The 12,429-nt window shown below is 69.1% G+C and carries 8 protein-coding genes and 2 pseudogenes; 5 read left to right on the top strand and 5 right to left on the bottom strand.

Translation table 11 applies throughout. The features are described 5' to 3' along the window. Both IE252_RS20170 and IE252_RS20165 read left to right on the top strand, forming a co-directional pair. Window positions 1–1,155: alpha/beta hydrolase (locus IE252_RS20170; RefSeq protein ID WP_229848623.1), on the top strand; the 1,155-nt coding region annotated here is incomplete at its 5' end. Beyond that, window positions 1,152–1,781 (top strand): hypothetical protein, encoded by a 630-nt coding sequence (locus IE252_RS20165; RefSeq protein WP_190090823.1) that lies wholly within the window; start codon window positions 1,152–1,154, stop codon window positions 1,779–1,781. The genes IE252_RS20170 and IE252_RS20165, both read left to right, overlap by 4 nt. 56 nt (window positions 1,782–1,837) lie before the next feature. On the opposite strand, the pseudogene IE252_RS43360 reads toward IE252_RS20165, so the two are convergent. The 5 genes and pseudogenes from IE252_RS43360 to IE252_RS20140 all read right to left on the bottom strand — a co-directional run. Then, window positions 1,838–2,011 (bottom strand): annotated as a pseudogene (locus IE252_RS43360) (CorA family divalent cation transporter); the annotation flags it as partial. A gap of 534 nt (window positions 2,012–2,545) precedes the next feature. Continuing rightward, complete coding sequence (locus IE252_RS20155; RefSeq protein ID WP_190090822.1) at window positions 2,546–3,826, bottom strand: TIGR02679 family protein; 1,281 nt, start codon at window positions 3,824–3,826, stop codon at window positions 2,546–2,548. Then, window positions 3,823–8,061 (bottom strand): TIGR02680 family protein, encoded by a 4,239-nt coding sequence (locus IE252_RS20150; RefSeq protein ID WP_190090821.1) that lies wholly within the window; start codon window positions 8,059–8,061, stop codon window positions 3,823–3,825. The genes IE252_RS20155 and IE252_RS20150 overlap by 4 nt, the downstream gene beginning before the upstream one ends. Then, a complete protein-coding gene (locus IE252_RS20145) occupies window positions 8,058–9,383 on the bottom strand; it encodes a TIGR02678 family protein (protein WP_190090820.1) in 1,326 nt (441 codons plus the stop codon). The genes IE252_RS20150 and IE252_RS20145 overlap by 4 nt, the downstream gene beginning before the upstream one ends. Next, window positions 9,380–11,008 carry a TIGR02677 family protein gene (locus IE252_RS20140; protein WP_190090819.1) on the bottom strand — a complete coding sequence of 543 codons (1,629 nt, stop codon included), beginning with the start codon at window positions 11,006–11,008 and terminating at the stop codon, window positions 9,380–9,382. The genes IE252_RS20145 and IE252_RS20140 overlap by 4 nt, the downstream gene beginning before the upstream one ends. A 224-nt stretch (window positions 11,009–11,232) precedes the next feature. Here IE252_RS20140 and IE252_RS43355 point away from each other — a divergent pair, with 224 nt between their 5' ends. The 3 genes and pseudogenes from IE252_RS43355 to IE252_RS43340 all read left to right on the top strand — a co-directional run bounded on the left by IE252_RS43355 (window position 11,233) and on the right by IE252_RS43340 (window position 12,347). After that, on the top strand, window positions 11,233–11,616 hold the full coding sequence (locus IE252_RS43355; RefSeq protein ID WP_229848622.1) for a MerR family transcriptional regulator: 384 nt from the start codon (window positions 11,233–11,235) through the stop codon (window positions 11,614–11,616). Between the two features lie 60 nt (window positions 11,617–11,676). Continuing rightward, window positions 11,677–11,880: pseudogene (locus IE252_RS43350) on the top strand (DUF433 domain-containing protein); the annotation flags it as partial. 200 nt (window positions 11,881–12,080) lie between these two features. After that, the gene (locus IE252_RS43340; protein WP_229848620.1) at window positions 12,081–12,347 is read left to right on the top strand and encodes a hypothetical protein; all 267 of its coding nucleotides are present in this window, start codon (window positions 12,081–12,083) and stop codon (window positions 12,345–12,347) included. Window positions 12,348–12,429 lie beyond the last annotated feature (82 nt).

Genomic DNA, 12,429 nt, shown 5'->3' with positions numbered 1-12,429 from the left:
ACCCACCTGTCCCAGGCCCAGCGCGACGAGTACCTCGCGGCATGCCCGGACATCCTCGGCAACCTGGACGGGATCCCGGCCGCCGTCCGCGACGAGGCCAACCGGGACAACCTGCAACTGCTGATCGGAAAGCTGTCAGGGACGGACGACAAGGAGGCCCGGGCCAAACTGGACGGGCTGCGCTCCATCGACACCCAATTGCGGGCCGCGCCGGAGCCGGGCGTCCCGCCCATGTACCTGCTCGGGATCGGCGAGGAGGGCAACGGCCGGGCCATCGTCGCCTTCGGCAACCCCGACGCGTCGAAGAACGTGTCGGCCTACGTTCCGGGGCTGGGCACGTCGCTCGACGAGGACTTCGCCCGCAACGACATCGCGCGCGCCCGCGCGACCGCCAAGGGGGCAGGGTTCTACGACCCTTCGAGTGCGTCGATCGTCTGGCTCGGTTACGACGCCCCGCAGTTCGAGGCCGAGAAATTCCTCGACCTCAACAAGCTCGCCGAGAACTTCGCGGTCATGGGCGACCACGACGCCAAGGTCGGCGCGTCGGCGTACAACCAGTTCATGGCGGGAATCTCCACCACGCACGAGACGGGCGACCCGCACGTCACCGCCATCGGCCACTCCTACGGCTCCCTCACCGTCGGCCTCGCCGCCCAGCAGCACGGCGGCATCCCCGGCGCCGACGACATCATCCTGGTCGGCAGCCCCGGCACCGAGGCGAAGACCGCCGACGACCTTGGGGTCGGCCGTGACCATGTGTACGTGGGAGCCGCCAAGCACGACGTCGTGACCCAGTTGCCCACCAAGGAGGAGGCAACCGGCACCGCGCTCGGCGGCCTCTTGGGCGGACCCATCGGCGCGTACGTGGGTCACAAGATCGGAGAGCATGCGGGAGGCGGTCCCGATCAGCTTTACTTCGGCACAGACCCGGCGAGCCGCGAGTTCGGCGCCCATCGTTTTGCGACGGGGGACGGGCCGTCCATCCTCGATATGGAGAAGCTCAACAAACTCAAGGACGGGGATTTCAAGAATCCGGTCGACGTCAGCGCTCACTCGCACTACTTCAACCCCGACCAAGACCGGGAATCCGCACGGAACATCGCCAAGATCGTGGCGGGCCAAGGCAAAAAGATCCACACTCAGGAGCCCCGGTGAAACCCCTCCGCCGCGTCGGCATCGCGCTGACGCTTCTGGCCACCACCAGTTGCGGCCTCTCCACCTCCGGCCACACCGAACGGAACGACTCAAAGGTGAACATGCAGCAAGCGGCCGAGAAGGCCGACGCCATCCTCCAGGAAACCCTCGCCGCCATCAGGCCCAACCTTCGCTGGGTGCATGAGGCATCGGAGGAGAGCGGCTGCCCGGACTGGAAGAACTCGGCCACCGGCGGGGGCTCCGTCACCCGGGGAATCAGGGTCATGACGATCGTCTCTCCGGAACGCCGCGGCAGTCTGCTCGGTGTGGTCGAGCGGAGCTGGAAGGCGCGCGGGTTCAAAATCACCAGCATCGATACCGACGCGAAGTTCCCCGCCATCTATGCCTCGACCCCCGACGACTTCCGTATGGACGTCGCGGTGGGCGGCGAAGGCCAGTTCCAGTTCACCATCGCGACCCCCTGCGCCGCCGACTCCCCGGTCCAAAAGCCCACCGCCCCCTCCAACGTGGACACGAACACCCCCGCCTACGAGGGCGGCAAGCCCCTCCCGCGCCCATACCTCCACGACGAATTCTGGTCGTCCACCGCCCCCTCCGAGCACCCGTCCCCCACGGCCGACCGGTAGAGCGCTCGGTGTTGTGAACTTCGGTGGCCGGAGTGGCCTGTTGCCCAGAGCGGGTGGCGGCGCTTGAAGATGAAGTACAAGCTCACGCAGACCCCCGCTATCAGCAGAATCGCGAACGGATACCCGGCTGCCCACTGCAACTCCGGCATGTTCTCGAAGTTCATCCCGTAGATCGTTCCCACCAACGTGGGAGCGAACAGAATGGCCGCCCAAGACGAGATCTTCTTGGAGACGTCACCCTCGGGGCGCTGACCTGCGGCAATCTGGTGGTGGGATGCCCTGGCCTGGGCCGACGATCGTTTCCGGTGCTTTCGTCGTCATGCCGGTTTGTGCGGTCGAGTCTCCCCAGCCGCTCCCCCAACGGGTCGCGTTCTCCCCAGATTCTCCCCAAGGGAGCGACGTTCAGTGTGACCGAGAGAGCGATACGGAGGCTGCTCGGAGATGGCTCAGCTGTCACCCACGGTATCGGCGATGCTGTCGGTCACACGGGCAAGAGAGACTAGACGCGCGGCTGGTCCGGGGCGTGCCTAGCGTGGTGGCCCACGCTACCGACAGCACGTCCAGGGGCCGAAGGAGCCGGTACCAGCTGAACCTACAACCTCTTCGTCCCGAATGAGGTTCGACCAAGATCGACACCGGGCGGTTTAATGTTTTGCCTGGTCGGGGCGTTGGGGTGGGGCGGTGTCGGGTGGTGTGGAAGGGGCTTGGGGAGCGGGTCGGCTCCCAGGTGGCTCCCAGAACCCGGCACGGAGGCGTCGGCGTCCCTACGCCCGGCGTGACAGGTCGTCCACCAGGAGGTCGAGGGTCGCCTCCTCATGGAGCGCGACGCCGAGGGCGGTCATGGCGGGGGCGAGATCCGGGTCCCAGTCCGCGTCGACCGGCTGGCCGTCGAGGGCCAGTTGAGGGATGCCCTCGGCCTGACTGCGAGCGGCCAGGTGCTTGTAATCCGCGGTGCCCATGCGCCACGGCCGGGCTTCGTAGCGGCGGATGACCCGGTTGGCCAGAGCGATCCCCGGCCAGTCGAAGTCGCCGTGGTACGCGAAGCGGCAATCCGTGGCGGCGAGGGCGTCGAGAAGCGTGAAGACCACGGTCGCGGCGCTGCCGGAGGTGCACACGATGGGCTGGACGCAGGCCGCGTCCGCCGCGGCTTCCACCACACGCGGATTCTCACAGACGTGGATGAGCGTTGCGGCGGGGAGCTGCAGCCGGAGGTCACGGAGGTCGCGTGGTGTGACATGAACTTCGCAGTGATGGTCGGCCCGCTCCCGCAAAGCACGCTCTCGCCAGCCCTCGCCGACGGGTCGCAGCCCGTAGGTGAGCACCGTGCTGGAGACCTCGTCCGGCGTGACGGACACCAGTCGCCACAGAGCGCGTCGGCCGGTGGCGTCGTCGGGAAACTCGGTGCCATGGGCGAGGGCGACGCCGCGTTGGACGACGCGTGCGAGCCAGGTGCCGTCGTCTAGGCCGTGCGCGGAGCCTGTCGTCATGGCTGCGAGTTCTCCTCGGCCGCGTGTGCCGTTGCGTTCAGTTCCTTCGGGTCCGAGGAGAGCGGTGAGGACTTGGACCGCCTGCTGGAGTGTCCATATCGCCGCTTCAGGTGTCACTCCTTTCGGGACACCGGTACGGCGCAGCAGGTCGTACCACTGCCGAGGCCATTCCTGGTCGGCGAGCGGGGAGGCGTCCAGTGACGAAGCGAGGGACGACCACACCTGCTCCCGCCGTGCCATAGCATCCACGCGGGCGGCACGGCGGTCGGTGAGCGGCGGCCCGAGTTCTTCCAGGGTCTGTCTGAGTCCGAGTCCGGCGGCTGAAGCGCGTAGCCGCGCGTCGAGCACGTCGAGCCGTACGGTCACGGCGGCACCTGTGAGGGGTTTGCCCAGTAGGAGGGACAGATCGTTGCGTTCCTGGGCGTTCATCGCGGTCAGTCGGAGCGAACCCATGGCCTGTACGCCGTTGCTCTCCAGGCGTTTGCGTGCCACCTGCCAGAGCCGGGTGAGTCCAGGTCCCGTCAGCCAGTCGCGCGTCGCGGCGGGCAGCCCGCTCATACGGACACCAGACGCCGGTGTCGGCCGTTCCAGGTGTAGTGAAGGGTGGCCACCCCGCGTACGTGGGGATCACGGAGGCACTCGTATATGTGCAGCGACGGAACCTCGGGCCAGTTGCCCATGAGCCGCTCGCTGGTGAGGACGAAGTCGAGATCGAGGTCGACGAGGATACGGCCCAGCCGGCCGTGGGTGGGTTCGTCGACCTTGGCGAAGGCGTCGTCCAGGAGGATCAGCCGTGGCGCGTGCGGTGCTGACTCGGCGAGGCTGGTGAAGTGGGCGGCTGCCGCGGCGAAGAGCACGAGGTAGGAGAGGACCCGTTGTTCGCCCTGGCTGAGACCGGTCCGGCCGGTCAGTTTCCTACGGCGGCCCGGAACCGCGTCCTCGACCACGAAGGTGTGGAAGCGGAACCAGTCGCGGTAGTCCAGCGCGGTCCGCAGATGAGCGGCGTAACCGGCTGACGGGTCGGCACGGCGGGCGTCCTCGATTCGGCGTTGCAGCACCTCGCGCAGCTGCTCGGTCTGGTCGCGTGTCCTGAGGCTCGACGGACTGCGCAGCAGCTCGACGGCCGCGCGCACATCCGCGTCCACGTCCTCGTCCAGCTTCCACAGCAGCTCGACGCCGAGGCCGTGGGAGGTACGCACGGTCCGCAGGGTGTCGTTGAGAGCCGCGACCAGGTTCGCCGCGGTGATGACCTGTGCCGAGAGGTGGTCGCCTAGCTCGCCGGTCAGGAAGCGCTGGAAGACCTCACGTTCGCGCTCGGTGAGCCGCCCTCGAGCCTCCGCGGCCTGGACCGCGATCCGCTCGCCCACGGCCGCGACGTCATGGGACCCGTGGTCGTCGACCAAGCGGCAGACCTTGATACCGTCGCGCTCCTCTAGCTGCGCGTCGAACCCGCCGGCCAGTTGATCGCGCAGATCGGTGTGACGGTTGAGCAGGGCGCTGTCCGACACCTCGCCCTTCGGGCGGCCGAGGGCTTGCTCCACGGCGTCGGCGAGGGCCCGCAGCGCTCGAAGACGGCTGCGCACGTCCGCGCCGGGATCGTCCGACACGTACTCGGGCAGCGAGGACCGGTCGAGGCCGGCGCCGAGCACCACCTCCGGTCGGCCGAGAGCAGCGCGAAGAGCGCTGCCAGTGTCGATGACCGTCGTTTCCTGGTCCGCCAGGGTCCCGCGCAGGCGCTTCTCGTCCTCTTCCGCCCGCACGCGCTGATCGTGGAGGTCGTCGCGGGCTTTTTGCGCCCCGGGCAGGGCGCGACCGGCGTTCGCGATGCGCTGTTTGGCCTCCTGCTCGCGGGACAGGATCTCTTCCTCGGACGCTCCGATGGCCTCCTCGCGGGTACGCAGGTCATGCTCAGCGGTGCGCAGTCCGTCGAGGTGGAGCCGGTAGCTGTCGTCCGCGGCCAGGCGATCCTCTTGGGCGCGTCCGTACCGGTCGGCATCGGCCTGGTTGGTACCGAGTCGCTCGCCCGTGCCGCTGACGGCCCTGTGCAGGTGCCCGATACCGCCGAGCAGGCCGGTGAGTGCGGTGCGCACACGGTCAAGGGCGGCCGGGTCGCCGGGCAGGTCGTGGGCGGTGGCGGTGGCCTCCGCCTTGGCCCGCGCCGAGACCGCGAGAGCGCGTGCCTCCTCCGCCAGCCGCGCCGCCCGGGTCGCCTTGGCGGTCAGGTCGCGCAGCGTCCGCTCGGCTGATTCTGTCCTGCTCCAGGCGTCCGCGAGATTCCGTGCCCTGGGGAAATCCCGTTCCGCGAGCGTGAGAGCTCGACGCATGGCATCGGCTGCGGCGAGCTCCTCGCGGATACCGGCCAGCCGCTGTGCCGTCTGCGCGATCCGCTCCTCCAACTCGGCGAGGACGCGTCGCCGGGTCTCGGCGCGTACGGCGGCTCCCACGTATTCGGTGTCGCCCTTGTCATGACGACCGCTGAGTACGCCCAGACGCCAACTGCCGTCGCAAGAAACCGCATTGTGCGCGGAGGTCCCTTGTGTTGATGCGAGTGCGATGCTGGCCAGCAGACCCTCCACCTGCTCGGCCGTGACGCCGGAACCCGGTTCAGGGGCTGGGCGCAGGGCCGAGGCGAGAGTCGGCCCATCGGATAGCACGGGACCCGGCTGAAGAAGGGTGTCCCGGGTGTGCGGATCGAGCAGGACGCCGTTCGCATTCACCCACGCATCCAGGATTCCGCTCGCCTCCAGCGCCCCTTCCAGACTGGCTCGGTCGGCCGGAGCCAGGTCGTCCGCGAAGTCCACGAGCCGGTAGAAAGGGGCTCCACTGCCCGGCGTCCTCGCGGCGGCGCGATGGTGCGGGGCGGGTGGCTCGGGGTCGGTACGTTGCTCCCAGTCCCGCTTCTGCTCCGCCAGGCGGTCGAGTTCCTCGCCGAGTCGGCTGACACCGAGTACCAGGGCGTCCCGGCGTTCGGTGAGTTTCTCGCCGTACGGCTCCAACGCGGCCTGAGCGGTCAGCCACGCCTGTCTGTCGATATCGGGCGGCAGCGTGCGGTCCGCGAACGGCGCATCGGTAGAAGTCTCGAGGCCGACGACGGCGTGGACGGCGTCAAGCGACGGGCAGTCGGCACCCAACGCATTCCGCGTGCGTGCCGCCCACTCAGCGACTTGACGGGAGTAGGCGCCGCTCTCCTCAGCGACCTTCTCGCGGCTGCCGTCGAGATGGCCGGCGGCGTCTTCTGCCTCGCCTTCCAGCCGTTCTCGCTCGGCATCAGCCTGGGCTGCCCCGGCCCGGGCCTCGTCCGCCCGTGAGATGAGGTGGGTCACCTCCTGAACCATCCGGGCCCGGTTCCTCGCGACCGACTCGGCGTTTTCCAACTGGTTCTGCCAGGACTGCAGCCCTTCCTGCGCCGTGACCGTGTCCACTCGGGCCACCGACCGGTGCCGTACGGTGCGCGTCTCCCCGTCCGGAGTCGTCAGCCCGGTCTCGGTGGCCTGGGCGAGAACCGTGCGCGGCAGAGCCACCGCCTCGCCGAGGTGGCCGGTAGGAAGCCCGGCCTTCTCCGCCTGCGTCAGCAACTCCCGGTGTTCGGTTCCCAGCTCGGCCAGCCGACTTCCGAGGTGTTCGACACCTTCGGCCAGCCGCTCCGCCGAGCCCTCCTCCGCGTCGTGTGCGTTCCGCAGGGTGGTGAACGCGGCCACGGCGGCGGTGTGCAGTGCCTCCACCGTGCCGCGGCGCTCCGAAAGTTCGCGCAGGCTGCGATAGGCGTGACTGGCGTGCAGGGCGGCCAGGTCGGTCCGGGCGTCCTGTTCCTCTTCGCGCAGGGTCTTCAGTCGGCCCTCCAACTCCTCCTCCTGCGTCCTCAAGTCGCTCGTCCGCTGTGCGGCGTCTCCGGCCGCCCGGCGCCGCTGAGCGAGGACGCCCAGCTCGTGGCTCACTCTCTTGGCGGAGGTGCGCAGGACCCCGGCCAGGTAGCCGCGGTAACTGGTGAGGAACGTACGCAAGGCCGCGTCGGTGCGTTCCAGGCGGCCGAGTTCTTCCCGTACGGCGTCGAGGTCGTGGAGGTTGCGCGCCACCTTTTCGACCACGTCCTCGTCGAGCCCCGGCAGGGTCTCGCTCAGCAGGGAGACCAGGCCCCCGTGTTCGATGCGGTCGCCCACCGTCGGGCGCCGCAGCCGGTGGAGGAGCTGGGTGAGATTGCGGTAGCGCGTCGCGTCGGTGATGCCGAACAGTTCCCGGGCCACACGTGAGCGGTGCTGGACCGCACGGTCGGTCGTGTTGTCGGAGCCGACGATCTCCTTGAGCCGGTCGACCGGCAGCGGCTTACCGGCCTCGACCAGGTGCAGGTCCTCACCGATCCGCAGCGGGGTGACGAAGAACGTCGGCAGCGCCTTCTGCGTCGACTTCGAGGCGCGGATGGCGGCACCGAGCGTCAGGTGGGGGTGACTGCCGTCGTCGGCCGTGCCCCGGAACTCCACCCACAGATACCCGAGACGGTTGGTCTGCTCGAACCCGTCCAGCATCAGCCAGGCAAGTGTGGTGCGGCCGGTGCCTGTCGCGTCGAGTGCCCGGGAGTCGCCGTCCAGAAGATACGGAAGCAGCATCTCCAGGGCCTTGGACTTGCCCGCGCCGTTCTTGCCACGCAGCAGCAGCCGCCCGTCGCCGAAGGAGAACTCCTGCTCGTCGTACTGCCAGACGTTCTGGATGCCCGCCCGGTGCAGCCGGAAGCGCGCGCCGGTGGTCGTCGCGGGGCCGGAACGCGGCAGCGGAACGGGGCCACGCGCGTCGGTGGTCATAGCGGCCACTCCTCTTGAACGTCCGTGCCTTTGCCGACTGTGGTGGCCGGGCGCACCATGACTTGGGTGGCGTAGCGAGCCGCTGCGGCCAGCAGCACCCAGCCGTCGCCGCCGGGCCGTGCGCCATGGACATCGGTCACCGTGCGTCCTTCCGACGCCTCTTCGACGTACCCCTCCGGCAGTCCTTCGCCCTCGGCGCGCAGCCGGCCCGCGCGGGCCATCAGCCGCATGCGGACCAGCAGGTCCAGTACGGCCTCTCGCAGGGAGGGAAGGTCTTCCAGGTAGCCGCGTTGCCAGTTGCTGCGCTGCCCGTACTCGGTGATGAGCTCGGCGAGCACCTCGTCCACCAGGCCGTCCGGGACGGCCACCCCGATGATGAGTGTCCCGCCGGTCGCTGGATGCCCCGGTTCCTGCGGCCGAAGGCGTTCCACGAGCCGTTCCGCCAGCAGCAGCGCGGCCTGTGCGACGGTCCCCGTGCCCGGCAGGTGCAGATCCGTGAGTTCTTCCTCGGGGTCCACCAGCGCCACGCCCTCGGCACGGATCTCCATCTCGAGACCAAGGAGTTCGGAGAAAGCCTGGGCCTCCCGGCGCTGCCGGGTGCGCAGCCAGTCACGCTCGGCGTCCGTCAGCTCGTCGAGGTGGACGACGGGTGTCTCCACGAGCATCCGGCGCACGTAGGTGCGTGGTCCGCCGAAGCCCGGGTCCGCTGCCCGCCGGACCAGGTCGGCGCCGTTCCGTGCCTGGGAGAGCGGGCCGGCGACGACCACGCGTGCCAGCTCCCGGTCTATCGTGATCAGGGCTTCTCCGCCCGCCTCCTGCGCAAGTGCGGCCACATGGCCCTCGGTCTCGATGAGCACGTCCCAGTCGACGAGCTGGCGCAGAGCCGCGACCAGGGTCCGCTTCCCGGCCGCTCGTCCCGTTTCCTCCAGCTCGATTCCGGCGTCGGCTGCGGCAGCCCTGATATCGGCGACCAGGTGTGACAGGAGCATCTGCTCGGGCGCGGTCACCAGCACGGACAGGGCTAGCGCGAGACAGGCGTACGTGTGTGGGGTGAACGGGGTGCCGGTGGAGCGCTCCAGCCGGTGACCCGAACCTGTCCCCAGCCCCGCCTTGAACAGGCGGGCGTAGGAGCTGTCGACCAGCAGACGGTAGCCGAGCACCTGCTGGAACCGTTTGCCCAGCCAGTCGGCGTGCCTGCGGACCAGCGGGAAGAGGTCGGCGTGGGGGCCGTCCGATGCGATCAGCGGGTGGGCGAGCAGCAGCCGGGCGGCGGTGCGGCGCTCGGCTGCCAGGGCTACGTCGTGAGTCGAGGGGAGGGTCATGACACGCTCGCCTCCGCTTCGCCGCCGACCGCAGCGGAGGTGCGACCGATGTCCAGCTCCAGGTCGTCCAGCAGCAGGTCGCCGTCGGCCGAGTACAGCACCGTTCGCGTGCCCGCCGTCCGGCGCACGGTGAGGCGGATACGCAGTTCGGCGTCTTCACTGCTGGCCGAGTCGAGGTCAAACACCGCCGTCCTCTCCCCGTCCGTGCTGACGGGCCTGCTGAGCTGTGCGTTTCCGAGCGCAGTGGCCAGTAGCTCCAAGAGCAGGCCGAGCGCCGCTGACGTGAGGCGTACCTCGGCGAACCGGCCGGACGCGCTGCGCAGTTCGTCCGCCGCTGCTGCTCTGGCCGCTGCCCGCTGCCGTGCGGCCTCCCTGAGCAGCTGCTTCTGCGCGGAGTGGTCTTCCACCGCGGAGGCCCGGCCCCGCTGGGCGCGGCTGCCTCTTTCACGCAGGGCCACCGGTACCTCGACCACCGGACCGGTCCACCAGCTTGTGTAGGCGGGCACCACCTCGTCGGTGGCCGGAGGTATGCCCAGATGGCGGGCGCCGTACAGCCCGAAGGCGGCGACGGCGATGTCGTGCGCGTCCCGCGGCGTCGCTTCGTCGAACCAGCAGGCCAGCCGCAGCAGATCCTTGCGCCGGGACATCTCCCCGGTGGCCGACCGCAGCATTCGCTTGGCGTTGGCGAGCAGCGACTGCAACGCGCGCAGAGTGGCATCGCGTAGCTGGTCGACCTGGCTGCCCTGGCCGTCGGTGTTGCTGAACCAGCCGCGCAGGCCCTCCCAGTCCGCGAATTCGCGGCCCCGGCTGCGCTGGATCCGGACGTCCGGGCGGCTTTCGCCCTGCGCCTGCGTCGAGAGCCCGGTGAGCCCCTGGGCGTGGGAGTCCAGTCGGTCCAGCAGAGCCGGGATGAGCGGCCACAGGGTGTCCAACGCCGCCGAGATCCGGGGCGCGCGGAACGCCACGTCCTCCGTGATTGCCTCGACGTAGTCCAGGAGCAGCTCCTTGAAGCCCTGGTACTCGGCGCTGTCCAGGTCGTAGCGAGACAGCACCTGGCCGAGGTAGGCGTAGAAGTCGCGTATGGAGTCCGCGAACTCGGTGAACTGCACGAACAGCGTGCTGATCCGCTCCAGTCCGTCCTGCGGCTCGACGCCGCCCGGCGCGGTCACGAGGTCGGCCAGCTCCCGCAGCCCGCGCTCGACCAGTGCCAGCAGTTCGTTGCTCACCTCGCGGGCGGCGTCGGCCTCGGCCAGGACCCCGTCGGCGTCCCGCTGGATGCGTTCGCCCAGTTTCGACAGCTGGTAGCGCGAGCGGGAACGCTGGTACTCGCTGATGCTGGACGCGTTCACCGTGTGGCTGCTGCGGAGCAGGTTTCCCCACTGGACCAGCTGTTCCAGTCGGACTGTGAGGGTGTCGGCGTCGAGTCCTGCGGCGGAAGCACCGGTCTGGCGCAGTTTCGCCATGATGTCCGGGACGGCGAGATCCGCCAGCAGCGTTCCGCAGAAGACCCGCATGATCGCGACGTGCTCCAGCCGCTCGGGCGCGCTGAGGTACGTGTACGCGTTCAGCCGCCGCCGCGCCTCCTCGTCGGCGTCCTGACCTGCACCGGATGCTGATGCCCCCATGCCCGTGAGGTTACGCGGCGCATACGGGCGCCGCCGGTGGGTGGCCGAAAATGCCACGGACGTGTGCCGGCCTGTGGCGATTCCCGTGGCAGCGGCATGGGGGCGTCCGGCGTCCCCGGCTCACCCTGAATGGGCCCTTCGGTTTCTGTGCCGCGTGGACTCAAGGAGAAGGGGGTACGTTCGGGCCGATATCGATGGGGGCGGAAGACGGAAGGAGGCACGCGGTGTCGTACGAACCCAAACTCGCCGCAGCTCTTTCCGGCGCCACTCTGCGCCAGCTGTCCCACTGGCGCCGAGCCTCCGGGCCCAAAGGCGCCGTGCTCGTCCCCGAGATCTCCAGCGAGAGGCCGATTCTCTACTCGTTCCGCGACGTTGTCGCACTCCGCATCTGCGTGCAGCTGCGCGAAGAGGCTTCGTTGCAGAAGATCCGCCGTGCGCTGAACACGCTCCGGGAAGACCTCGGCGAGTGGGAGCACCTCTCCTCGTACAAACTCGTCGCGGGCCCGGACACGATCTATCTGGCTGAACCCGACCACGCCGTAGACCTGATCAAGGGGGGGCAACGTGGTCATCCACCAGATGGTGGATGTTCTCGCGCCCTTCTATAAGGACGGCCGTAGTATTCCCGCTCTGCTCACCCCCCCCGTGAGCACGTCGCGGTCGACGAGTCGGTCCGGGGCGGAGAACCGGTCATCCAAGGCACCAGGATCCCAGCCTCAGATGTCGCTGCCCTCGTAAGAGACGGCATCCCGCCGGACCAGATCGGTGAGTTCTACCCAGGCGTGACGGCCGAGGCCGCCCGGGACGCCGCCGACTTCAGCGAGTACGTCGACAGCTATGGCAGCAGCGAGCCCCGGCAGGTTGTCGCTTGAAACTGCTGCTCGACGAGAACGTGCCCCGTCCCATGGCCGAGATCGTGCCCATCCTGCTGAAGGCGCATGAAGTCGTCCACGTCCACGAGCTCAAGGGCTGAACGGGCACGAAGGACATCGAGCTGTACGCCAAGGCCAAGGCCGACGGCTTCGAGGTCGTCGTCACCAACGACACCAAGCAGCTCAGCCGGCCACTCGAAGTGGCGGCCATCGCACAGTCGGGCCTGCATCGCATCGAGTACCGCCAGAACAACAAACACGGTGGCCTGGTGGGCCTGGGCACGGCGATCGCCACCGTCTGCGCGGCCCTTCCCCACGCCCTGTCCGAACTCGAAACAGCCGACGGCCAGCGTCTCGTCGCCCTGACGTCGATCGACCCGACCCGGCAGAAGCGCCTCCAGATCACGGACCCGGCCGTCGCCCCGCCGAAGTACTGGCCTGGCCGCGATTCGACCGCCAAGTCCTGACGCCTCGATACACGAGGGTTCCCGGCCGGTACCCATGGGAAGCGTTGCCGGGAAATGATTTGGCATCGCCGCCTGCGCTTCG

Source organism: Streptomyces melanogenes (assembly GCF_014649795.1).
GTDB lineage: Bacteria > Actinomycetota > Actinomycetes > Streptomycetales > Streptomycetaceae > Streptomyces > Streptomyces noboritoensis.
This window is presented reverse-complemented; position numbering and strand designations above follow the sequence as displayed.